Raw genomic sequence first — 24,399 nt, 5'->3', positions numbered from 1 at the left:
GTGAATGACGGACAAGTCGATTAAAGAATTGGCGCAAAATGTAGGGCGTTCAGTTGAAAAACTTCTAGAGCAAGTTCGTGATGCAGGGCTGTCACAGCGTCATGCCGACGATATTATTACTACAGAACAGCAAGATACCCTTGTCAGCTATTTGAAGAAAGTTCATGGGCAAGACAGTGGTAATGCAGGAAAAATCACGTTGAAACGTAAAACAACCAGTACCGCAAAAGTTGCAAGTACCTCAGGTAAGGCGAAAACTATTAATGTAGAAGTACGTAAAAAGCATACTTTTACTAAGCCTGACCCAGAACAGATTAAAGCTGAAGCGAAAGCTAAGCTAGAAGCTGAAGGCAAAGCACGCACCGAAGTTGATGCTCAGCGTGCACAAGAACAAACTCCTCGTCAGACTGAAAATAAGACGACAGCAACACTAGAAGCAATGCGTGCTGCGCAAAAGCAAGACAAAGTTGTTGAAAGTCCTAAAACGGCTGTTGTAGTGAAAAAGCGTGGTGGTGGCGCATTAAAACCATTACCAAAACCAGCAGAAACACTCGAACAGAAAAAAGCACGTGAAGCTCAAGCTGCACAGCTAAAAGCGACTGAAGAAGCAGCACGCCGTAAAGCTGCAGAAGAAGCACAACAGCGTACGCTTGAACAGATGCGTAAAATGGCATCTAAGTATTCAAATGACGAAGCAGCCACAACGATTCGTGTTATTGATGATTCTCCACTTGCAGCTGGTCTAGTTGGCCAGGCATATGAAGATTCTTTCAATCAAGAAGACCGCGAAATCAAACGTGGTGGCAATACCAAAGATGTGCGTAGCCAGAAGAAAGGTGGACGCAATCAGGAAGAACAAAACTTCCAGAAAGCACATCATAAACGCGGTTTGAAATTGAGCCAGTCAAATAAACACGGCTTTGAAAAACCAGTTAAAAAACAAGTCTATGATGTTGAAATTGGTTCAACAGTTGTAGTTGCTGACCTTGCACAGAAAATGGCTGTAAAAGTGCGCGAAGTGATTAAAACACTCATGAAAATGGGTGAATTAGTAACTCAAGACCAATCGATTGAGCAAGATACTGCTGCACTTGTTGTTGAAGAAATGGGGCATAACCCGATTCTTGTTTCGGATACTCAGGCCGAAGACAACTTACTTGAAGCGGCTGAGCAAAAACGTGGTGAACTCAGCACTCGTCCACCTGTTGTGACGATTATGGGTCACGTTGACCATGGTAAAACCTCATTGCTTGACCGTATTCGCCGTTCAAAAGTGGCTGCGGGCGAAGCAGGCGGTATTACTCAGCACATTGGTGCTTACCATGTGGAAACACAAAAAGGTATTATTACTTTCCTAGATACTCCGGGACACGCAGCGTTTACTGCAATGCGTTCACGTGGTGCGAAAGCGACTGATATCGTGGTATTGGTTGTTGCAGCAGATGATGGTGTTATGCCACAAACTGCAGAAGCGATTGACCATGCTCGTGCAGCAGGTACGCCAATTATTGTTGCGATCAACAAAATGGATAAAGAATCTGCTGATCCAGATCGCGTATTGAATGAATTGACCACCAAAGAAATCGTACCTGAACAATGGGGCGGTGACGTTCCAGTTGCATTGGTTTCAGCACATTCGGGTCAAGGTATTGATGAACTTCTTGACTTGATCCTGATTCAGGCTGAAATGCTAGAACTTCAAGCCTCTGAAGAAGGTGCTGCGCAAGGTGTTGTCATTGAAGCACGTGTTGACAAAGGTCGCGGTGCAGTGACTTCAATCTTGGTACAAAACGGTACATTGAATGTAGGTGACTTGGTTCTTGCAGGTTCATCTTATGGTCGTGTACGTGCCATGTCAGACGAAAATGGTCAGCCAATCAAATCTGCAGGCCCTTCTATTCCAGTGGAAATCTTGGGTCTTCCAGATGCGCCAATGGCAGGTGACGAAGTTCTTGTTGTCAACGATGAGAAAAAAGCACGTGAAGTTGCTGATGCGCGTGCAGACCGTGAGCGTCAAAAACGTATTGAGCGTCAAAGTGCAATGCGTCTTGAAAACATCATGGCGTCTATGGGCAAGAAAGATGTACCAACCGTTAACGTGGTGCTTAAAACTGACGTTCGCGGTACATTGGAAGCCTTGAATGCAGCATTGACTGAATTGTCAATGGACGAAGTACGAGTTCGTATCATCAGTTCTGGTGTTGGTGCGATTACTGAATCTGACGTGACTTTGGCAGAATCTTCTGAAGCAGTATTGCTTGGCTTTAACGTTCGTGCTGATGCAACTGCACGTCAGAAAGCCGATCAAGACGGTATCGATATTCGTTACTACAGCGTCATCTATGAATTGATCGATGACGTGAAAGATGCTATGAGCGGTAAATTGGCACCTGAACATCGTGAAACCATCTTGGGTATCGCACAGGTTCGTGAAGTGTTTCGTTCAAGCAAGTTCGGTGCAGCTGCGGGTTGTATGGTCATGGAAGGTGTGATTCACCGTAACAAGCCAATTCGTGTCTTGCGCGATGATGTCGTGGTATTCCAGGGCGAACTTGAATCTCTACGTCGTTATAAAGATGTAGTTGAAGACGTTCGTGCAGGTATGGAATGTGGTCTTGCCGTGAAAGGTTATAAAGACATCAAACCACTCGACAAGATCGAAGTGTATGATGTACAGATTGTGAAACGGAGTCTTTAATGGCGGGTAGTCAACGTCTGAAGCGTATGGCAGATTCAGTACAACGTGAGTTGTCTGGGCTTATCCGTCAGGAGCTTAAAGATCCTCGCTTAGGTGGTCTAGTGACCATCTCTGCGGTGAAAGTCAGTGCAGATATGGGTTATGCTGAAGTTTATGTCACTGTAATGGGACGTGAGCTTGGTGATGAGCAAAGTGAAGCAGCAAATAAAGAAACTTTAGACGTATTAAATAAAGCTTCTGGTTTCTTGCGTCATGAGTTGAGTCGTCGTATCAAGACACGTATTACGCCAAGATTGCGTTTCCACTATGACAAAACCAATGCTTATGGTAACTATATGTTTGGTCTGATCGCTGAGGCAGTCAAAGACTTGCCTGAGCAAGACAAAGAATAAAGAAAAAGCCACCTTCGGGTGGCTTTTTTATGTGTATTTCTATGTGCTATTCATATGTTTTGTTTCAGCGATGATTTGTCGATTTTGTGAATGTTCGGGTGTCCTTATTAATTGGATCTAATCGAAATCGTGGAACACTGGTTAAAGAATAGGTTTAAAGTGTGACGATTCACGTAAAAGTCGTTGTTGTGTGCTGAATACTGGAACAACTTGGAATAAGTTTATGATTTATATTAAATAAAGCAACCGATTTTGTATAAGCTGTATTTTTTTAATTTTAGGAAAATTAAACACATGAATAATCTAATTATTATAATTTTTATTTCAGTACTAGTATCTAGTTGTATTACTATAGATTCACGTAGTAATGATTTATATAAAAATAAACAACAATTTCAAGAAGATAATTATTATGTATTCTCTATAACTCCATCCTATATTTCTAAAGAAGATAAATCACCTATTAATGATCTCGGACGATATTTTTATGTTTTTGATAAAAATGGGAAATACTTAAGAATAATTCCTAAATTTAGTTCTCAAGAATTAATCGTTGAAATTTTAAATGAAAATAAACAAGTAATTAGTGAACGTAAACTTAAATTATTATCATATTCCAAAGAAAATTTAGATAAAAGTAGAGAATCAAAAACATTCTATTTCAGCAATAAAACTGAAATAGTAAAAAAATCAAAAAATTGTGTTGCTGATTTAGGTCAAAGTTGTAGTTATTACACAGCTCTTATCTTTTTAGACAAAGATGGGAACTTAGTCATTACAGAAAAAAGTACTGATTTAGCTTTAATATTTCTGATCCCATTTGGAGGAAAATCAGTTTCAAGTAATATTTTTAATAAGATTGAATAACGACTCCATTTAACATCTCGCAGGAGAGCCCTCAGTCTTGTTCTACTTTAATCGTGGCTTAGATTCAAAAGGATGTACTCTCTCCATCAGCAAGACAAAGAGAGTACAGATCATCATAAAACAAGCTTATTCATCAGGTGTCTGGTTAAAGCGTCGCTCACGCTTTTGTGCCTGACGCTGCAAACGGTAACGATCCCAAGGCAAAGGGCGTTCTATCGCCTCAGGAACATCGCCACTTAAAGAACGTAGCTTTAAATGCAGTGCCGCCTGTGCCATTAAATTTGCAGATACAGGTGCAGTAATAAACGCCAGTAAGGTAATGAGCAATTCGGCAAAACCAAAATGTCCCTGAAATGCCCAGTAGATCATGGCTGCAATCAGAAAACTGCCCAAACCGAGCGTACTGGATTTGGTCGGTGCATGTAAACGGGTAAATAAATCGGGTAGGCGAATCATGCCAATACCGCCCACCAGCATAAAAAAGCTACCGACCAGTAGGAAAAACGACACCAAGATTTCCATCAATAATTGCATGTTTGATTCTCCTGCTTAGTCGATCACATGGCCTGTGGTGAAGTAACGTGCCAAAGCAACAGTCGACACAAAACCCAGCATGGCAATCAGAAGTGCCCCTTCAAATAGTTGCGTGGTTGACCAGTACACACCCAGCACGATCACAAGACCTGTGGCATTGAGAAATAGGGTGTCTAGCGCCAGCAGGCGGTCAACAATCGAAGGACCAAATACCAAACGTACCAGACATAAGAACATGGAAATACAGATCATGATTAAGCAGATGCCCAATACATACGGCAAAATCATCATGGTGTTTCTCCTTGTTTAGCTTGGAAAATTTTCAGCAAAGGTGCTTCATAGCGCTGTTTGATCTGATCAATTTCGGCTTGGGGGTCGCTGCAACTGAGTGCATGCACCAAAATATCCCCACGTTCCTGATCAATACCTGAGCTGACTGTACCGGGTGTCGTGGTAATAATCATTGCCAGTAAGGAGTTGACCTGTTCATGCTGAGAGTCGAGCGGGACGCGGAACCATTTGGGTTGTAATTTGTCCGTTGAGCCAAGTACCAGTTTTGCGACTACAAAATTCGCGACAATGACATCGTAAAGCACCACAAAAAACAGTCGAATAGCTTGCTTTGAGTCAATATGCGGAGTGTAGGTAATAAAATGCTGTAGCAGTTTAGGAATTAATACTGCCAGTAGTGCTGCCATGAGCAGGTCTGAAGCATCCAAACTATGCGACAGCATGAGCCAAGATAGCCCGACCATGACTGAAACAAAAGGGTGGGGCAAGCAGCGGTCAATCCAAAAGAATTTTGTCATGCTTAGCGCTCCACAGACTGTAGTTTCAGTTGCTCATGATCAGGGGTGTTGGGTACATCATGAAGATTGTTCAGCTGATCATGAATCTGTTGTTGCTTGTAAGATGAAATATGTTCGCCATGTAGTGTATTCGGGTGAATGATGGCAGGAATCAGATGGGCGTTCGCATCGGGGTTTTCACCGCCATATTTGGTTTCGGGAATATATTCAGGATCGAAGGGTTGGGTGCTGATATATTGCCCATCTTGATCATGTTGCAAAATATGCTGTTGATAAAGACTCTGTTGCTCCAGTTGTAGGCTGGCTGCGCTTAAATAACGTTGTATGGGTTGTGCCGCAGCAACGTATGCCACCAATATCAGCAGTAGCAGATACAGTGCCATCGCATTGCCTTTTGGCGCAATTGCAGGCAGCGCTTGATAGTTTCGATAAGCTTGAGTTTCTGGATTATCCTCAGGTTCGCTCGATTGCCAAAATAAAATAAAGCCGACACGAATAAACGCCACAATACTGAGTAAGCTCACGACCAAGATGCCAGCAATAATCTCGAGTTGCCATGGGTGCTGCTGAACAGCATGTAAAATAAACACCTTACCCAAAAAACCGCTAAATGGCGGTAAGCCTGCCATCATCAAGGCAATAATAAAAAAGCAGATCGACAGCAACTTTTCCTGTTTCATACGCGGAGCAACTTTGAGGTGGTCTTTAAATTCACCACGCTGCGCGGTAATCCAGCCACAGAGCAAATAAAATGCTGCACCAATGATTGTGCTATGAAACAGATAATATAAACCTGCCGCCCAAGCTTCTGTACGGTGTAAGCCAATCGCAATACAGATCGTACCCAGCGATGATAAAATCATAAAGCCGACAAAGCGTCGTAACCGCAAAGCCCCAATCGCACCGATCACACCATACAGTGAACTGAGCAATCCCAAAATTAACAAGATATCAAACAGGGGATGGTCATGATCATTCAGGAAAATCACCGAGTTGACCCGCAAAATTGCATATAAGCCGACTTTGGTCATCACAGTGAAAATTGCAGCGACAGGGGTGCTGGCAACAGCATAGGTTTTGGGTAGCCAAAAACCCAAAGGTAAAACCGCTGCCTTAATCGCAAACACAGTAAATAAAAGATAACCACCTGCCTGAGCCAGCGCTGCCTGATCAGGGACAAGTGTTGGAAATAAACGCGCGACATCTGTCATGTTCAGGCTGCCAACACTGGCATAAATTAGCCCAAGTCCAATCAAAAATAGGGTACTGGCGAGCAGGTTAATCACCACATAGTGAATGCCCAATTGAAAGCGCGCCTTGCCTTGCCCATGAATCAGCAAAACATAAGATGCCATCAGCAGAATTTCAAAAAATACAAACAGGTTAAATAAGTCGGCAGTCAAAAATGCCCCGCATAACCCCATTAATAAAAACTGGAACAGCGCATGAAAATAGCGCCCACGTGCGTCCCAGTCCTGACTAGCATAGGCAATAATCGGTAGTGCAAGCGTATAGGTCAGGAGCAGCATAAATGCTGAAAGTCGATCTAGCACAAGGACAATACCAAAAGGTGCTGACCATTCGCTCAGTTGATAGACACTGATTTGTCCTGAACTTGCATGTACAAAATAGCTGATTGCAGTGATGAAACCCAAAGTAGTCGCTACAATACTGAGCCCACGTCGCCATGTCTGACGATGATCTTGCGCCAGTTGCCCTGAGCCAGGATTGCCTAAAAGTAGGAGAATAAAGCCTGTAAATGCAGGAACGAGAATACTAAAAATAGGCGTATGTTGTTGCCAAAAATCAAACCATGTCATCATGATGCTTTATCCTCACTCGGGTCATCCGGTAACTCGGTAATTTCTTTGGAATCGACATGATCCGTCCCTGACTCATAGCGACTGCGTAGCGCCAGTTGCACAATAAATGCAGTTGTAGCAAAACCAATCACAATTGCGGTGAGTACCAGTGCTTGAGGTAAGGGGTCTGTCACATGTGTAGTTCTGGTCAAAATTGCAGGTGCATTGACCTGAATCCGACCTGTGGCAAATAAAAACAGGTTCACGGCATAGCCAATCATGGCAAGACCCAGTACCACGGGGAAGGTACGTGCCCGTAGCAATAAATACACACCTGTTGCAACCAGTAGTCCTATTCCTGAAGCTAACAGTAATTCTAAGCTAATCATTGTTTTACTCCTTTGGGATAGGGCCTGAAATGTTGGTATGTCTTGAGTCACCCAAGACTGAAATCATGAGCATGGTGGCACCGACAACTGTCAAGTACACGCCTAAATCAAACAGTGCAGCCGAAGCCAAATGCAGTTTGCCCAGTATCGGTACATGCACATAGACATGGGCACTGGTCAAAAATGGACGTGACCAGAGCCATGCCAGTACACCTGTTATCCCCGCAATACTCAGACCTGTGCTGATCCAGAGTTCATACAGTCGCCCAGATTTGGCTTTGAGCAGTTGTTCGGCATAGTCCTGACCTAGGGCAATATATTGAATAATTAATGCCATGGCCGTAATTAAACCTGCAATAAAGCCACCCCCAGGGAGGTTATGCCCACGCATGAAAATATACAGGCTGACCACTAATGCGATAGGCAGCACCCATGATGCAGTTGTGCGTACCAACAGTGGAGATGGATTAAAACGGTAGCTCAGCCCTTGGGTAATGGTGGTGCCGTGTGTACGCATCCCATCCATGAGGGACAAGGTGCCAATTGCAGCAATGCCCAGTACGGTAATTTCACCAAAGGTATCGAAACCACGAAAGTCCACCAAGATCACGTTAACAATATTTGAGCCACCGCCCAGTGGTAAGGACTGCTGCACAAAAAACCATGAAATTGAATCATGATCTCGGGTCAGAATCAGCCAACTAATCCAACCAACACCTCCACCTGCGACAATCGCTAAAATTGCATCGCGCCAGCGTTGGGTTTGGGTCGATTCATAGGGAGTCAGTTGAGGTAATAAGGATAGACTCATCAACAACAGCACAGTGGTCACGACATCAACGGTAATCTGGGTCAGTGCCAAATCAGGTGCAGACAGCGTGACAAAAACCAGAGTCACCACCAAACCGACTGCGCCACTGATCAGCACAGCTTTGATACGTTCATGATGAAACCATAGCATCATCCAGCAGGCACTAAACAGCAGTAACCAGAGCAAGATGGCAATCCACGGTGCTTGGGTAAGCAGATGCGTGCCTGTGCGCAGCGTTTGGCTATACAGTGGAATGAGCAGCATGACAATACTAAAACTGATGATCCAGAACAAATAATGTTGCAGCTTGCCTGTTTCAGTTTTGAGTTTGACCGCCCGCGCCGCATAAACAATTTGCTGCATGAGGTATTCAAAAATCAGTTTGCCTTGCAGCTTGCGCAGATAATCTTCGATGTCAATATGACGGATCAGTGCCCCACGACTTAAACGTAAATAAAAGACCGAGCCACCGACCAGCGCCATCATACTCATCATCAGTGGTAAGTTGACGCCATGCCAGATGGCTAAATGTGCGCCATGAAATTCGTTGAGTTGCAAGGATGCACGAGTAACTTGGTTGACCAGTGCTTCAGCAAAAAAAGCAGGAAAGATACCGACTAAAATACATAAACTTGCGAGCAAAATAATTGGGCTACGCATACCCAGTTTAGGTTCGTGTGCATGAGGATTGGGAATCTGTTCGCCAATTTCACCATCGAAAAACACACCATGTACCAAACGGAACGAGTACGCAACCGCAAAAATCCCTGCCAATGTGGCAACTGCAACGCCTAAAATCAGGCTAAAACCAGACAAATGCTGAACCAGTTCTGTAAAGAACATTTCTTTGGATAAAAAGCCATTGGTGAATGGCACGCCTGCCATCGCTGAAGCGGTAATCATGGTCAGTGTGCCTGTGAACGGCAGTAAGTACCATATCCCTTGTAGTTTCTTTAGGCTGCGTGTACCTGTTTCATGGTCAATAATTCCTGCGATCATAAACAACGCTGCTTTAAAAGTGGCGTGGTTTAAAATATGAAAAATTGCAGCGGCAACGGCCAGAGGTGAACCGAGCCCAAGCAGACACATAATTAGCCCCAGATGACTGATGGTCGAGTAAGCCAGCAAGCCCTTGAGATCTTCTTTAAAAATCGCAAAAAACGCGCCAATCGCAAAGGTGGTCAGCCCAACAATGGTAACTAAATTATGAAACAAGCCAAAACCAACAAAAATCGGTAGTAGGCGAGCTACCAGAAAAATCCCTGCTTTGACCATGGTGGCCGAGTGCAAATAAGCAGAAACTGGCGTTGGCGCTGCCATGGCGTTGGGGAGCCAAAAGTGAAATGGAAACTGCGCACTTTTGGTAAACGCACCCAGTAAAATCAACAATAGCGCAGGGACAAATAACGGCTGCGTTTGCAAAGTTGAACCTAGCGCCAAAATCTGATCCAGTTGAAAACTGCCCGCCATTTGCCCGAGCAGCATAAAGCCACCGAGCATCGCCAGCCCGCCCATGCCTGTAATAATCAGTGCCATGCGTGAGCCGCGCTGTGCAGCATCATAACGATGCCAGTACGCTACCAATAAAAATGAGGAGATACTGGTCAGTTCCCAAAACACTAATAAGATGATCAGGTTATTGGACAGGGAAATACCGAGCATGGCTGCCATAAACAGCATCAGCAAGCCATACAATTTACTCAGGGAATTTTTAGCACCTAAGTAATAATAGGCATAAATAAAAATCAGGGTTCCAATCCCACTAATGAGTAAGCTAAGCAACAAGCCCAAAGCATCGAGGCGAAAGCTAAAATTAATACCAATTTCAGGCAACCAAGTCCACGTTTGTAATAGGGTTGCGCCATGAAAAATTGAATTTGACTGACTGAGCAAAAGCCCGAAACAACTTAAGCTAATACTTATGGCAACCAGCAGATTGAGGCGGCGTGGTGCGTGCGATAAACACGAAACCAGCCCTGTGCCGAAAAGCAGAGGTAACAGTATGATAATGGCTAACACACTTGAATCCCTAAGTTGTAAATTAGGTCATGACCTAAAGTTATGTTTCTTTTAAAAATCAGAGGCGCGCAAAGAGCATTCCAATATTCAATTTTTAAAAGCCGAAGTGCGCTCTACTGGGTTGTAACCGAGAGATCGACTGGGTTAGATGGATAAAATATGTGCTGAAATAAATTAAGTACAAGATTATTCTACATTTTTTGACTGCTAAAACTAGCCTTTTTCAAGGCTGTTGCGCCGTTTGTCCTGTAAATGCCTATTCTGATTATAATTTTTATGTTTTATAAATTTGTTACTTGTTTTAAGTCAGCAGCATCTACAGCGAAGGGGCTCGCAAGTGTATGAGATTTAAGCGGAGTTTTTTGTTTAAGTTGTTGGATTAGATCATAAATATGATGGATGTTTAGGCTGGTTTTGGCACGGGTACACGCCACATAAAGTAAGCGTAATTCCTCATCACTGATTTTATGGTCATGTGCATTGAGTTTGAACTGATAGTCATCTTCCAGATGCACCCGATCCCATTCCAAGCCTTTGGCTTTATGGGCGGTAGAAATCACATAGTCCGCTTCCTGAATTGGCGTGATTTTTTCCAAAGCGCGTTTGAGTGGCGCAGTCCCATGATCATCCACCAGTTTCACTAGAGGCTTAATGTCACTACCTTCGTTGGTTTCACAATATTCATGCACATCATGCCATGAATTGAACCATGCCAGTTCAGGTACATCAGTAACGCGTTTGCCCTGTTTCAGGATGCTCGCGGCATCAATAAAACGGTTCAGGCGGGCATGGTCGGCTTGCAAGCTAACTTTTTCGTTACTGACTAGACCCGCCAATAACAATTCCATGGCACGGGCATTGGTACGGCATAAAATTGCATCACGTTTCTTGGTATGCGGTTTATTGACAACTGAGGATTTACGCTCAGGGTTGCCATGCAGGGGCACAGTTTCTTTGAGTCCGCCCAGTAAGCTATTGGCGACTTCAGCAATCGGTTCGCCAAAACGAAATGATGTGGTCAGGCGTGACTCTGTTAGTGGCAGCTTTTGCATGGCATTCACCGCACCGCGCCATGCGTAAATTTGTTGATGCGCATCGCCGACATAAATCACTTGGGTGTTTTTTTGTTGCAGTAAAATACCCAGCATCAGTGGATCGGCATCTTGCGCTTCATCAAACAAAATATAGTCTGCTGGAATATACGGTTCGGACAGCGCCCAAAGTTTTAAATAAATGTCATGCCCAATGCCTGCCTGATGTTGCGGATTGACCGAATCGAGCCAACGACGTTCCAGCGCAGGATATAAATGTTGTTGCAGGGCAGTCGCATCATCGGGATGCAGCCAGCTTGGCACCTGAATATGCCGTGGCGCAGGATATTGTGAACTGGTGGCACAAAAGTAACCCACAGCGTTGACCACAATACTGGCAAGACGGCTTGGCATCAGCGCATATTTTTCGTAACGCCCACCCATTAAACGGCGCAAAGTAATCGGTTCAAGCCGATATTCTTTGGCAAGAAAACTGGGACTTAGGCGAGGTAAGCGCAATTTGTCGGTAATGTCGCGCGGCACACTGCGATAGGCAAGTGAGTGAAAGGTACGGCTGTCGACATTGCGGTGAAATTTTTGCTGCGCTTCACTGGCAATCGCTTTATTAAATGCCAGATACATGCCACGCCGTTCAGGCATGGCAGCACTAATCATTTGTAGTGTGGTGGTTTTACCTGTGCCCGCGTATGCCACCACTTTGAAGGATTCGCCACGTAGTGCATGCTCAATGGCGATTTGCTGTTCGGCAGTTGGTTTAGTGGGCTGCACGATTTGCCTTTTCAATGAGTCCAGACAAGCCTTGACGGCGTGCCAGTTCATTCAGCACGATTTGCGGGTCAATATCAAAATAACCAAGCATGACAATGCTGTGGAACCACAAGTCCGCCACTTCGTAGATCAGATCGTTTTTATTGTCTTCGCTGGCATGGCTGGCAAAATCTTTCGCGGCAATGATGGTTTCAATGCTTTCTTCGCCGACTTTTTCTAGAATCTTGTTGAGACCTTTATGATACAGCTTCGCCACATAAGAGCTTTCAGGGTCAGCCGCTTTACGCTCAATCATCATTTTACCGAGGTAATCGAGCACTTCGACGCTTTCAGCCTGAGCATTTGAAGCTGACATGGCAAGGGTATGCGGATTGCTAGAAGCGGTATTGTGATAAATCTCGCTAGGGTCTTTCAGCTGAGCATCGACAATTTCCCAACCATTTTCAGTCAGTTTGCGATAGAAGCACGACTCGCGACCTGTATGGCAGGCAATCCCACCATGTTGTTCAATTTGCAGCACAATCACGTCAGCATCGCAGTCAAGGCGGATTTCATGCACGGTTTGAAAGTGCCCAGATTCTTCGCCTTTATGCCATAATTTTTGACGTGAGCGAGAAAAATACACAGCCTGTTTTTTCTCGGCAGTCAGCGCAAGTGATTCGCGGTTCATCCATGCTACCATCAAGATCCGTCCGGTATGATGATGCTGTGCAATTGCAGGAATCAGACCTTGTTCGTTAAATTTTACTTCATCGAGCCATTGCATATTGTTCATGAAAAATCACCAAATTTCTTGCGTGGAAAAAAGAGGCTTAAATTAAGCAGGGCTATAGTGTACGGCATCGAACCAGTTTTCCAAAACCAATATTTCAGCATTTTGCCGAATCCAGTATTGGGGCTGTTGCCGATTGTGCGATCTCGGCATAGTCCAGCTAGTGCAGTGCATTGGTTTTTAAACCTAAAATGGTGATTGCCATTTGCCTGCGGAAATAGGGAATCCGATACATCGGCGGGAACAGCACATCACGCATTCGTCTTCTTTCATGCGTGTTTACCCCCTCTTTATTTTGGAGAAATAAAAAAGAGTTTATGAAAGAAACTGATGATAAAACCATAAAAAAGCGGGACATGCCCGCTTTGCTGCTGTGTTTAACGCACAATCCGCCATAGTGCGATCAGACTGGCAACAACAATCAGTGGAACAGACACAAACCACGGGCTAATCATGGCAATACTGAGCAAAATTGCGATCATGCTGCCAAAAATCCAGCTGCGTTTTTGTTGTTGCTGCATTTGTAAACGCAGATGCTGTAATTCACGTAATTGCTTGTCTTGCCATGCTGACTGATTTTTTAAGCCATTGAGGCTGTCCACAATCAGCGTTGGAATATCCTGTGCACCCAACAGCAAGTCAGGAATTTGTTGTCCTAACTGCTTCATGTTTTTTATAGGATCCATGTTGGACTTGACCCATTCGGTCAGAATCGGTTTCGCCAGTTTCCAGATATCCAGTTCAGGGTAGAGGTCTGTACCCAAGCCTTCCACGTGTACCAAGGTTTTCAGCAACAGCATCAACTGCGGTGGAATTTCCAGATGGAAACGACGCGCAATATCCATCACCTGAAGCAAGATGCCTGCAAAGTCTAGTTCGTGCATGGGCTTGGAAATCATAGGGCCGACAGTGCGGCGCATTTCCCGTGCCAGCGCATCCTGATCGGTACCTGGTGGAATCCAGCCTGCCTGATGCACCACCTGAATCAGTTGCATGAAATTGCCGTTCATCACGGCAAGTAGCATGCGAGCAACTGTCATCTGATCTTGCTTGGACAGCTCACCCATAATGGCGCAGTCGAGTGCAATATAACGCGGCTGCTGTGGGTTGATGGTTTCCACAAACACATTGCCAGGGTGCATGTCGGCATGGAAAAAGTTATCGCGGAAGACTTGGGTAAAGAAAATGGTCAGGCCTTTTTCTGCCAAGTCCGCACGGTTCATGCCCAGACGGTCAAAGGTTTCGATATCTGAAATCGGTACGCCTATAATGCGTTCAGCCACCATCACGTCGGTACTGTCCATATAGACATCAGGCACATACATCATGCTTGAGCCAGTAAAATAATGACGCATACGACGGGTATTGTCGGCTTCGAGCGTTAAGTCCAGTTCATTGAGAATGGTCTGGCGGTAGTTCTGAATAATTTCTGACAAATGCAGGGCGCGTGCTGCTTCTAGTCGGTTTTCGAGGTTATGCCCCAGCCACGTCAGAATTTCAAAATCTTGCAGAATTTGCGCACGGATATCTGGGCGAGTGACTTTAACCACCACTTCACGCCCATCGTGTAATGCTGCGGTATGCACTTGTGCAATCGAGGCTGCGGCAAGCGGTTGCTCATCAAAACGTGAAAATAGCGAGTTGATGTCTGCTTTTAACGCTTGCTGAATACGCATTTTGGCGACATTGACATCGAACGGTTTCACCTGATCTTGCAACAACACCAGTTGTTGTAAAATTTCAGGGGCGATCAGGTCGCGACGGGTCGAGAGTAATTGTCCCAGTTTAATTGCCAGAGGACCCATATCTTCCAATGCTTCTTTGAGCTTGAGCGGGTTTTTTCCCTGTTTACTTGACCACGCTGCAGGATGCAGGCGAATCAGTTTAAGTAGAGGGCGCGCCTTAATCGGGATGTCTTCCGCAGCAACCAACGTGTCGAGTCTATAGTGCGCAGCAATACGCCACAGTTCGAGTAAACGGGAAATATGCGGAATCATTGAAGCGGTCACCTAATCTTGTTTTGGGAGAATTTTCTGCTGTAAGGCCTGAACTTTGGCTTCCAGTCGGTCAATATTTTGTTGCAGGGCACGCGTGCCTTGTTGCAGTTCATCCATTTGCCAGCGTGGGGCAAATAAACCACTGTCTTCTTTTAAGGTATCTGCGGCAAAAAACAGTTTGCTTTGTAACGAGCGTTTTGCCAGTTTGGGGAGTTGCTGAATTTTACCCAGTTCATGTGCCAGCGTTGGTCCAATCCACGGCGATAAATGTGCTGCCAAGTCTGGTTCAAGGCGCTGCACAATATCTTGCAAAGTTTGCAACAGGCGAAAATCACCCTGTACAGGAATCGTACCGACTTCTTTGTTCAGTAATAATTTCAGCAGCTCGACCACATTGGCAACCTGTAAGGTGGCATTGGCAGTGCTTGGACTATGCTGTGGATCGAAAGGGCGTTGTTCAAACAGGCTTGGGGTTTCGCTGTGTCCTGTTGCCGTTGGCTCTAGGCGTAAGATGTTTTCATCGAAAAAAACATCGACTGAGAGTTGTGGCGAGGCAATCACGACACGGAGGAGTTGCCCTTGGAGTTGATTGAGTTGGATGCGTGTAATCGCGTCAAGGTCAATCACACGATTGACCAGACGTTCAGCAGCACCTAATGCAAGAATTGACCACATCAGGAGCGTCCTCGATTAGAGTTTGAAACCACGGTGTACTGCAACAATACCGCCAGTCAGGTTGTGGTAATCACAGTTCTGAAAGCCTGCTTTTTCCATCATGCCTTTTAAGGTACGTTGGTCTGGGTGCATACGAATCGATTCAGCCAAATACTTATAGCTCTCTGAATCATTTGCTACCAATTTGCCCATAATTGGCAATGCAGTAAATGAATACAGGTCATACAGTTTTGAGAACGGTTCAAATACAGGTTTAGAGAATTCCAGAATCAGTAAACGACCGCCTGGCTTGAGTACGCGGTACATTGATGCAAGTGCAGCATCTTTATCTGTGACATTACGCAAACCAAAACTGATGGTCAACAGATCAAAGCTGTTGTCGGCAAATGGTTCTAAGGTTTCTGCATTGGCAAGCACGAAATCAACATTGGTACAGCCTGCATCCAGTAAACGGCTACGACCGACATTGAGCATTGATTCGTTAATGTCAGACAAAACCACATGTCCTTGAGGACCGACTTCACGGCTAAATACTTTGGCAAGATCACCCGTACCGCCTGCAATATCCAGCACGTGCTGACCACGGCGTACACCTGACATGTTAATCGCGAAGCGTTTCCACAAACGGTGAATCCCGAATGACATCAAGTCATTCATAATGTCGTATTTGCTGGCAACCGAGTGGAAGACTTCGGCAACTTTTTGCGCTTTGTCTTCGGTACGCACAGTTTTAAAACCAAAGTGGGTGGTGTCACCGACATTGCCTGTTTTGCCTGCACCGCGTGGCAAGTTGTAGTGAGGGACTTGCTCTGTAATAGGGGTATCTTGTGAGGCTTGGTTGAGGCTGGTTTGCTGACCTTGTGGTGTGCCTTCAGGAAGCGGCGAAGTTAAAAAAGGACTAACTTTATTAGAATTTTGTGTCGACTCATTTGGTGTATTTGGCGTTGGGTGTTCGTTCGACATGAGTCTCTCCTCATTCACCGGTATAAAAGAATTAGTGCGCATGATGACAGATTATGCAGAATTTTGCAGCGATCATCATGCTTGAATAGATGAATAATATACAGAAAAAAGTCTGCTTTGTGCGGGGTGATTATTGAAAAGGCTGTAGATCGCCTGCATGAACACGATGAATCACCTGACGCTCTTGTGCGGTAAAATCCCGAACAAATTTTTCTGCTGACTTAAGTGGTTTCATGGCAGAAAAGCCTTCATCCATAAAATCATACATCATTTGGAAATGGTGTTTATACGCCACCGATTTACACATTTTAAATGCAGTATGAACCACAAAAGAACGCAAATATCGGTCTAGATAATGTCCGAATTCATCCGCCATACTGAGCTGTTGTATGCGTGCCTGTGCCTGATCAAGCTTTAAATAGGTTTGGCGCATGATTTCATCATTCAACACTTGATTATGCGGATAATTGTTCTGAATGTGACGAGCGACCTGTTCATCAAGTTCGACGGCATAAATTGCCAGCAAAATACCATGCGTTCCTGCTTTAATGGCATTTTCGGGAATAAACTTTTCAGCTTTATGCGCATGTTTGAGTAAGCGTTCAATCTGTTTGGCCAAGGCATCAAAATCTGGCCCGCCATATAAACGGTCGACAAAGTAAGCTGCCATGAGTTGATTATTTTTTTCGGAAAATAATGCCTGATGTGAGTACTTTAAGCGGTTCTTTTGCCATTGTTGTACATTTTGTAGGCGTTGAAATAACACAGGATCTTGATGATATTGCAATTGTTTATAGCGTTGTAGCAACTGATCTAATGCACTGAGTTTCGACATTTTTTGAAAAATTACGCAAAAAAGAAAGCTATCTTAAAGCAGAGATTACCTTCAATTCCATGCTTTTGCACAAATTAACTTGATGAAACTGTTACAAATGGTCTGCTTACAAAGACTTAGGAGATATAACCAGCTTCGCGTCCAACCATGTGGCGTAAGCCTTGTATCAGGCTTTCAATCAGTTTTTCAATCACTAAACGTTGCCCTTTACGTGATGCATAGACCAGTTGGACTGTGCCAATATTGGATTGCCAATCGGGCAATACCTGTATTAAGTCGCCGTTTTTCAGATCTTTTTGCACACTCAGTACAGGTAAGTCAGCAATACCCAAACCATCTTTGACTGCATAATATACACCTGCCAGATCATTGCACTTTAAACGAGGGTCAAAATGAAAATCAACAGTTTCACCTGTGGTTAAGTGCTGCAAATGCCACATATACTGGTTTTTCATTAAGCCTAAAGCCAATGCTGGATAGTGTGCCAGTTCTTGATAATTTTGAATGGTATGACCTTGTAACAAGCTTTGGCTTGCCACCAGACAATGCGTAGTTTTCACCACATCACGTACAATTAAGCTAGAATCTACATTTGGGTTAAAACTGGTTCGAATCGCGATATCAATATTGTCATGTAATACATCGACACGGCGACTGGTCAATTCTAGCTCAAGCTGGATTTTAGGATATTGTTGTAAAAAAGCATTTAAAATCGGACGAATCTGAAATTGCAGCATGACATTGGGGCAACTAATGCGTACCAAACCTTGAGGCTCACTTTTTTGTTGTAACAACACGTTTTCACTGCATTCAATCTGGTTAACAACTTTCTGACATTCTTCATAAAACTGTTGCCCAAGCGGCGTCACCTGAAAATGCCGTGTGGTACGTTGAATCAGTTTAATATTAAAGCGTTCTTCAAGTTCTAAAATTCGCCGACTGAGTTTAGATTTGGTAATTTGAGTGGCTTCACTGGCTGCACTGAATCCGCCATGTTTGACGACCAAATAAAAATAATAATAATCATCAAAAATATGCATGACAGCCTCCAGCGTTCAGACAACTGCTTGATTGTAGCGGAAGTTGTTTATTGCATATATAAGATAATCCGTCTTATTTTTATGATTTTTTGACCGCTGCTTAGAATGTAAGATTGTTCTTTAAATCAATAGAGGATTCCGACATGAAAAAAGTCATTGGGCAGTATCGGACACAGCAAAAACATTGGGTGGGCGATGGTTTTCATGTCAGCACCTTGTTCTCTTATGACCGTTTAGGGCAAGTACTCAGCCCGTTTTTGATGCTGGATTATGCTGCGCCTGAATTTTTCAGCCCATCCCAGACGCCGCGTGGTGTGGGCTCACATCCGCATCGTGGTTTTGAAACCGTCACTATTGCGTATAAGGGCGAGATTTCACATCGCGATTCACATGGTGGTGGCGGAACCATCCAGACAGGTGATGTGCAATGGATGACCGCAGGCGCGGGTTTATTGCATGAGGAGCTACATTCGAAAGCCTTTGCCCAGCAAGGTGGTGAGCTAGAAATGGTACAGCTTTGGGTCAACTTGCCTGCCAAAGACAAAATGACTCACGGCAAATATCAAGCCATTACCCGAAGTGAAATTCCTTCAATTGTACTGGATGATGCAGGCAGTTATTTGCGGGTCATCGCAGGACAATATGCCGATGTACAAGGCGCAGCTTCGACGTTTAGCCCTGTAAATGTTTGGGATATTCAGTTGATGGCAGGGCAGCAGCATGAATTTAACGTGCCTGTGGGGGAAACCTGTATTGTGGTCGTACGACAAGGAACGGTCTCGATCAATCAGCAGTATCAGGTTGCTGATCATAGTTTTGTCCTGTTTGATCGTGACGATGCCGAACCAATTCAGATCAGCGCTGAACAGGGCGCAGGAATTCTGATTTTGACAGGACAACCATTGAATGAACCGATTCAAGGTTATGGGCCATTTGTCATGAATACCCAGCAAGAAATTATGCAAGCTATTCATGACTTTAACCGCGGTGATTTTGGCGAAATGTAACTGCATTTGCCAACGCGTGAACTATGCTGCAGGGTCGAAAATCTGTGTTTCGATCTTGACACTGCGCAACAAGGTTTTTGTGACTGGTGTTTTTTGACAAAGGGCCAAAAGTTTCTGACGCAACTCATCGGTTATGGGCTGAGGAAATTCAATCTGACGCTGAATGTGTTCAGAACCATCCTGATGGCTCAGAAACTGAGCAGTGACCTTAAACTCGCCCAAGTCAAATCCTTTATGTTTGGCATACATGCGTAGCGTGATCATGGTGCATGCCACAAGACTACTGCATAGCAAATCATAAGGCGCCGCACCCTGATCATGACCTTCCAGATGTTCGGGTTCATCAGTAAAAAAGTGATGTTCACCACAATGAATCAGTCCTTTCCATGGTTCAGGTAAGCTTTGAACTTGACTACGACCCACAATACTCATTTTGATGCCCTCATGTGTTCGGGAAATGCAGGTGCTTGTAAACGTTCACCTGGATAATCAGGAATTTCTCCAAAGCGGCTGTCATGCTGTAACCAGTGTTGATGCGCAGCTTTAATTTCATCTTCGCTACGACCAACATAGTTCCACCACAGTAAAATTGGCGATTCAAATGGTTCTCCACCAATCAGGAGCACGCGGCTATCGGCTGACAGCACCAGACTGATGTCACTTGAACCTGTTTCAAAGATCAGCATATTGTCTGTGGTCAGCACATGACCATTGACCTGCGCCTGCCCCGAGAGTAGTAAAATGCCATACTCAAAATCGGGCTTCAGCGGCAATGTGGTCTGGGTTGCCTGTGCTGCATACAGATCGACGGCAAGTAATGGGCTATAGACTTCAACAGGGGATGTATGCCCTAAAAAGTCACCGACCAGAACCCGACATTCAATCTGATCTTGGTGGACTACAGGCAGCGCTGGATAATGCTGAAATTTGGCGGGTATATTACGTTTGTCATCGGGTAGGGCAATCCAGAGCTGTGCTGTATGCAGTTGGGTTTCATGGGGAGGCGTGACTTCTGTATGAGAAATACCGTAGCCTGCAGTCATGAGGTTGACCTGCTTGGGCTGGATCAGTTGTTTTGACCCCAAACTATCAGTATGCATTAGCGTACCTTCAATCATCCACGTAAAGGTCTGTAAACCAATATGCGGGTGTGGGCCAATATCCAGTCCCTCACCCTGAACAAACTCGACTGGACCAGCATGGTCGAGAAAGCACCATGCGCCAATCATGCGTTTTTCTCGGTGTGGCAAGGCACGTGCAATGACTGTACCTTGGCCAATTTCGGCGCGACGTAAATGAAGCTCTTTTCCTTGATGCGGCATGCGATGTGTCCTTTGTTGTCAATGTTATGAGTATGATCTTAGCAAGCTCTGCCTTGATGGCATGTTTGAATTTTATAAATCATCATCCTATAAATAGAAAAATTTATTGAACATTAAGGTGTAATGGTGAGGTTGTGCTACATAGCTTTACTCAAAAATATTCTATAATACGTGCTTTATTTTTCACCTGTTTTGCTCATGATGCAAAGATTCCTGTTTCTTGTGATTGCGGTGCTTCTGGCATTGTCATGGCTATCTCCATATCACTATACCCCGTGGCTGACGCTATCTAGTGAATTGTTCGCGTATGCGGCTGCCTTATGTACGCTGGCTCTATATATTGACAAGCCCTTACAATTGCCCAAGCTGAATGTGCCATTATTTGTGATGGCCTGTATCCCGTTTGTGCAGTGGGGATTTGGCATTGAGTTTTATTTTAGTAAGGCATTGTTGTCGGCATTGTATGTTTTTACCTTTGCCATGATGGTTGTGCTTGGATTTAATCTGACCCAAGATCCCGTGCAGCGTGAAAAAGTTTTTAAAGGCTGGAGCTTACTGACTTTTGTGGTGGGTTTAATCAGCGTTGGCATAGCGTTGCTGCAATGGCTGCACCTTGATCAGGGATTATCACTGATTATGCCATTACGTGGTAATCGCCCTTATGCGAACTTTGCTCAGCCCAACAATATGGCAACTTTCCTGATGATGGGATTGATGAGTTGTCTATATCTGTTTGAAAAACGCACCTTACCCACTTGGCTGGTGACGTTGGGGGCATTATTGCTCACCTTTACCATCGCACTAAGTCAGTCTCGTACACCTTGGGTGGCCTGTGCAGTACTGAGTATTTATCTGTTTTTTAAACTCTCCTCAGCGTATCGTTTCAAGCGTTACCATGTTGCCGCATGGGTGATGATTTACGTGGGTTGCTTACTGGTAATTCCAAGTCTCAATGCGATTTTGGTTCATTTGGGGTTGTCTCATTCAGAAATGTCGGATGTGATTGAGCGTGCCAGTTCGAGCCACTCTCGCTTTAATATCTGGATGCAAATGCTGTATGCCATTCAGCAACATCCGTGGCCGGGCTATGGCTGGAATCAAACCAGCTATGCACAATTGGTCGGGGCAGATTTTCTTCAGCACAATGAACGAACCAACAGTGCGCATAATCTCATTTTAGAATTACTGGTCTGGAATGGCGTTATTGTTGGAACAGTGATTGTTGCTTATATCGCATGGTGGCTTTGGCGACTCAACAAACAGGTGGAAAAGAGCGAGTCATTGGTTGCAACGCTGATGGTCTGCTGTGTCTTGATTCATGCAATGTTTGAATTCCCACAAGATTATGCTTATTTCTTATTACCTGTTGGCTTTTTACTGGGAGTCATTCAGGCGCAGACAGCAAAACTGAAGGTATTTTCACTATCTGCAAACTTGAATACTACAATTTTAGTGATCGGTATTTTGCTCTACGGTTTAATCTGGCGCGATTATCTCAGTTCAATTGATGCCTTAAATCAGGGGCATAAACATTCTGATCAGGGTATTCCTGCAGTTAAACCTTATCGTGTTTATATCTTGGATCAGTTCGATCAACGTGCTAACTGGTATTATCTGGATCGTTTTAGCCGCTTGTCACCAAAACAATTAGAGCATTATCATCAGGTTGTGGTCATTACACCAACGCATTATGATTTATATAAATACGCTCAGCTTTTAGCATATAACGGGCAGAACCAAGAAGCTCAGCATCAATTAGACTTGATCCATGGTTTATATCAAGTGAATCATCCTTCTGGTCAGCTCTTGCTTGATCAGGATCATAATGGTCGTGCTATTCGCAAGTGATACCTAAGTAAAACATCTGCTTTACAGCCTAATGCCAGTCAGTTAAGCAATTGACTGGCATTTTCTTTTTTGAATTGATGATGCGAGATGCTGGACAGAAGTGTTATCTATCTTTAGTCAAGATAAAATATATTGAGCAAAAGATGCTTCCGAGATTTATCCATTCAATGAGGATATTGACCTGTTTTTTGGGCGAAGAATATTACTTGTGTAAATGAGTGAAAATGAATTTAATTTTTTTTATTTATAGTAATTTATTTAAATTTTTCAAAAACATGAAGGAGATGATTAAAAATCTCCTTCACTGATCAGTATTTACTTCTTGGCAGGTTCTTACTCATCAGACATGTTGCTCTGAATATAGTTTTCGATACCTACACTTTCTGTTAAGTCGATCTGAGTCTCCAGCCAGTCCCAGTAATTTTCCTCATGCTCTAGAATTTCCTGAACCAGATCACGTGAGACATAATCTTGCAGTTGTTCTGACAATGCGACAGCTTTTTGCAGTGCTTCAATATTTTCTTTGACTTTCCGCACATCGCACTGCAACACCTCTAAAGTATGCTGACCGATATATAATTTACCTAAATGTTGCAGGTTTGGCAGACCTTCAAGAAATAAAATACGTTCAATGACTTTGTCCGCATGTTTCATTTGACGGATAGATTCTTTGTACTCGGCAGAGCCAAGTTTCTCAACTCCCCAGTCATTAAACATACGTGAATGCAGAAAATATTGATTGATCGCCGTGAGATGGTGATACAACACCTGATTTAACTGATTGATAACATCGCGATTGCCTTTCATTATTATTTCTCCGCAAATAATGCAAGCCTCAACAGGGTTAAGGCAATGATAAGTTTATCTTAACCAAGAAGTTGTATTGCTGCGAGTAATTTATCGAACGGCAAATGAAAATCACAATCACATGGTCTAGGTGCATCTTTGACACATAAAATAAACCCACTCTGAATCAAAAGCGGGCAAGGAGATGTTGCCCCTGTAATGGAGCTATGCGGCGATAGAAATCTTTGCAGCAATCGCAGCCAGTTCTTCATTAATCAGGCTACGGGCTTCAGGTGCACAACGTCCACAGCAAGTGCCTAAGTCGAGTAAATCACGAATTTCCCGAAAACTTTCTGCACCATTGGCAACAGCATCTTTGATATCTTGGTCGGTAATTCCACGACATAAACAAACATACATGTGCGCACCCATAAAAAGATAAATACGATTACTGATACTAGCGATAATTGTTATCGTTTGTCAATGGATTTCATCTTCATATTCACAAAACTCTAATTGGCTTTTTGAATGAAAAAAAACCACCTGATCGGTGGTTTTATATACATCATTTTGTGCTTAAGGAATGATCACAATGCCATCCATTTCAACCAAAGCCCCTTTAGGTAAGCTTGCCACGCCCAACGCTGCACGTGCAGGGTAAGGTTGCGGGAAGTATTCACCCATAATCTGGTTGACCAATTGAAAATTGGATAAGTCCGTCAAGAAGATATTCAACTTTGCAAAATCTGCTAAAGAGCCACCGGCAGCTTCACAAACTGCTTTGATATTGTCAAAAACACGGCGAATTTGTGCTTCAATACCATCGACCAATTCCATGCTGTATGGATCTAAACCAATTTGTCCAGAAAGATACAGTGTATTTCCAACTAAAATGGCTTGAGAGTAAGTTCCAATCGCAGCAGGTGCATTTTCAGTATGAATCACTTGGCGTGACATTCATGTCTCCTTTACAAATTCAATGACCTATATCATTTATATATAGCACACAATCT

23 protein-coding genes and 1 pseudogene are annotated in these 24,399 nt (G+C 44.0%); 5 read left to right on the top strand and 19 right to left on the bottom strand.

Features of this window, described 5'->3' with window-relative positions; genetic code table 11:
• Window positions 1-4: 4 nt before the first annotated feature.
• From infB to E0H77_RS09180, 3 genes are all read left to right on the top strand, one after another.
• Window positions 5-2,698, top strand: coding sequence for a translation initiation factor IF-2 (gene infB, locus E0H77_RS09190; protein ID WP_131377270.1), 2,694 nt, complete (start codon window positions 5-7; stop codon window positions 2,696-2,698).
• On the top strand, window positions 2,698-3,090 hold the full coding sequence (locus tag E0H77_RS09185) for a ribosome-binding factor A (RefSeq protein WP_004754506.1): 393 nt from the start codon (window positions 2,698-2,700) through the stop codon (window positions 3,088-3,090). Before infB ends, E0H77_RS09185 begins: the two co-directional genes overlap by 1 nt.
• A 294-nt stretch (window positions 3,091-3,384) precedes the next feature.
• Window positions 3,385-3,957, top strand: coding sequence for a hypothetical protein (locus E0H77_RS09180; protein WP_131377267.1), 573 nt, complete (start codon window positions 3,385-3,387; stop codon window positions 3,955-3,957).
• Window positions 3,958-4,083: 126 nt separating this feature from the next.
• Here E0H77_RS09180 and E0H77_RS09175 read toward each other — a convergent pair whose 3' ends face one another.
• From E0H77_RS09175 to E0H77_RS09115, 14 genes and pseudogenes are all read right to left on the bottom strand, one after another.
• Window positions 4,084-4,491, bottom strand: a complete 408-nt coding sequence (locus E0H77_RS09175) for a Na+/H+ antiporter subunit G (RefSeq protein WP_131377264.1) — start codon at window positions 4,489-4,491, stop codon at window positions 4,084-4,086.
• 15 nt (window positions 4,492-4,506) lie between these two features.
• Window positions 4,507-4,782 carry a monovalent cation/H+ antiporter subunit F gene (locus tag E0H77_RS09170; RefSeq protein WP_131377261.1) on the bottom strand — a complete coding sequence of 92 codons (276 nt, stop codon included), beginning with the start codon at window positions 4,780-4,782 and terminating at the stop codon, window positions 4,507-4,509.
• Window positions 4,779-5,300, bottom strand: a complete 522-nt coding sequence (locus tag E0H77_RS09165) for a Na+/H+ antiporter subunit E (protein WP_131377258.1) — start codon at window positions 5,298-5,300, stop codon at window positions 4,779-4,781. The genes E0H77_RS09170 and E0H77_RS09165 overlap by 4 nt, the downstream gene beginning before the upstream one ends.
• A 2-nt stretch (window positions 5,301-5,302) precedes the next feature.
• A complete protein-coding gene (locus tag E0H77_RS09160) occupies window positions 5,303-7,123 on the bottom strand; it encodes a monovalent cation/H+ antiporter subunit D (RefSeq protein WP_131377254.1) in 1,821 nt (606 codons plus the stop codon).
• Entirely contained in the window at window positions 7,120-7,491 is a 372-nt protein-coding gene (locus E0H77_RS09155) for a Na+/H+ antiporter subunit C (protein WP_004754490.1), read from the bottom strand. Before E0H77_RS09155 ends, E0H77_RS09160 begins: the two co-directional genes overlap by 4 nt.
• 4 nt (window positions 7,492-7,495) lie before the next feature.
• Entirely contained in the window at window positions 7,496-10,321 is a 2,826-nt protein-coding gene (locus E0H77_RS09150) for a monovalent cation/H+ antiporter subunit A (RefSeq protein WP_131377251.1), read from the bottom strand.
• A gap of 281 nt (window positions 10,322-10,602) precedes the next feature.
• Window positions 10,603-12,141, bottom strand: coding sequence for a UvrD-helicase domain-containing protein (locus E0H77_RS09145; RefSeq protein ID WP_488174586.1), 1,539 nt, complete (start codon window positions 12,139-12,141; stop codon window positions 10,603-10,605).
• Window positions 12,128-12,916 (bottom strand): bifunctional phosphoribosyl-AMP cyclohydrolase/phosphoribosyl-ATP diphosphatase HisIE, encoded by a 789-nt coding sequence (gene hisIE / locus E0H77_RS09140; RefSeq protein WP_131377248.1) that lies wholly within the window; start codon window positions 12,914-12,916, stop codon window positions 12,128-12,130. Before hisIE ends, E0H77_RS09145 begins: the two co-directional genes overlap by 14 nt.
• Before the next feature lie 160 nt (window positions 12,917-13,076).
• Window positions 13,077-13,172, bottom strand: a pseudogene (locus E0H77_RS14010) (hypothetical protein); the annotation flags it as partial.
• 118 nt (window positions 13,173-13,290) lie between these two features.
• Window positions 13,291-14,910, bottom strand: a complete 1,620-nt coding sequence (locus tag E0H77_RS09135) for an ABC1 kinase family protein (RefSeq protein WP_131377245.1) — start codon at window positions 14,908-14,910, stop codon at window positions 13,291-13,293.
• 12 nt (window positions 14,911-14,922) lie between these two features.
• Window positions 14,923-15,585 (bottom strand): hypothetical protein, encoded by a 663-nt coding sequence (locus tag E0H77_RS09130; protein WP_131377242.1) that lies wholly within the window; start codon window positions 15,583-15,585, stop codon window positions 14,923-14,925.
• 15 nt (window positions 15,586-15,600) lie between these two features.
• The gene (gene ubiE / locus E0H77_RS09125) at window positions 15,601-16,548 is read right to left on the bottom strand and encodes a bifunctional demethylmenaquinone methyltransferase/2-methoxy-6-polyprenyl-1,4-benzoquinol methylase UbiE (protein WP_131312839.1); all 948 of its coding nucleotides are present in this window, start codon (window positions 16,546-16,548) and stop codon (window positions 15,601-15,603) included.
• Between the two features lie 130 nt (window positions 16,549-16,678).
• Window positions 16,679-17,383, bottom strand: a complete 705-nt coding sequence (locus E0H77_RS09120; protein WP_131377239.1) for a DUF8198 family protein — start codon at window positions 17,381-17,383, stop codon at window positions 16,679-16,681.
• A gap of 116 nt (window positions 17,384-17,499) precedes the next feature.
• Entirely contained in the window at window positions 17,500-18,423 is a 924-nt protein-coding gene (locus tag E0H77_RS09115; RefSeq protein ID WP_131377236.1) for a LysR substrate-binding domain-containing protein, read from the bottom strand.
• Window positions 18,424-18,566: 143 nt separating this feature from the next.
• Between E0H77_RS09115 and E0H77_RS09110 the strand changes: the two genes are divergently transcribed.
• Window positions 18,567-19,430 carry a pirin family protein gene (locus tag E0H77_RS09110; RefSeq protein WP_131377233.1) on the top strand — a complete coding sequence of 288 codons (864 nt, stop codon included), beginning with the start codon at window positions 18,567-18,569 and terminating at the stop codon, window positions 19,428-19,430.
• A gap of 21 nt (window positions 19,431-19,451) precedes the next feature.
• Here the strand turns inward: E0H77_RS09110 and E0H77_RS09105 are convergent, their stop codons facing one another.
• Entirely contained in the window at window positions 19,452-19,862 is a 411-nt protein-coding gene (locus E0H77_RS09105; protein WP_131377230.1) for an OsmC family protein, read from the bottom strand.
• Complete coding sequence (locus E0H77_RS09100) at window positions 19,859-20,752, bottom strand: pirin family protein (protein WP_131377227.1); 894 nt, start codon at window positions 20,750-20,752, stop codon at window positions 19,859-19,861. The genes E0H77_RS09105 and E0H77_RS09100 overlap by 4 nt, the downstream gene beginning before the upstream one ends.
• A gap of 198 nt (window positions 20,753-20,950) precedes the next feature.
• Here E0H77_RS09100 and E0H77_RS09095 point away from each other — a divergent pair, with 198 nt between their 5' ends.
• Entirely contained in the window at window positions 20,951-22,600 is a 1,650-nt protein-coding gene (locus tag E0H77_RS09095; RefSeq protein WP_131377224.1) for a PglL family O-oligosaccharyltransferase, read from the top strand.
• 333 nt (window positions 22,601-22,933) lie between these two features.
• Here E0H77_RS09095 and bfr read toward each other — a convergent pair whose 3' ends face one another.
• The 3 genes from bfr to E0H77_RS09080 all read right to left on the bottom strand — a co-directional run bounded on the left by bfr (window position 22,934) and on the right by E0H77_RS09080 (window position 24,343).
• Complete coding sequence (gene bfr / locus E0H77_RS09090; protein ID WP_131312825.1) at window positions 22,934-23,407, bottom strand: heteropolymeric bacterioferritin subunit Bfr; 474 nt, start codon at window positions 23,405-23,407, stop codon at window positions 22,934-22,936.
• A gap of 204 nt (window positions 23,408-23,611) precedes the next feature.
• Window positions 23,612-23,806 (bottom strand): bacterioferritin-associated ferredoxin, encoded by a 195-nt coding sequence (locus E0H77_RS09085; RefSeq protein WP_034426091.1) that lies wholly within the window; start codon window positions 23,804-23,806, stop codon window positions 23,612-23,614.
• A 156-nt stretch (window positions 23,807-23,962) separates the two neighbouring features.
• The gene (locus E0H77_RS09080) at window positions 23,963-24,343 is read right to left on the bottom strand and encodes a RidA family protein (RefSeq protein WP_004754460.1); all 381 of its coding nucleotides are present in this window, start codon (window positions 24,341-24,343) and stop codon (window positions 23,963-23,965) included.
• Window positions 24,344-24,399: the final 56 nt, after the last annotated feature.

The sequence above is a fragment of the Acinetobacter brisouioides genome, from assembly GCF_004331075.1.
Lineage (GTDB): Bacteria > Pseudomonadota > Gammaproteobacteria > Pseudomonadales > Moraxellaceae > Acinetobacter.
Note: the sequence above shows the minus strand (reverse complement) of the source record. Positions and strands in the feature narration are given on the sequence as shown.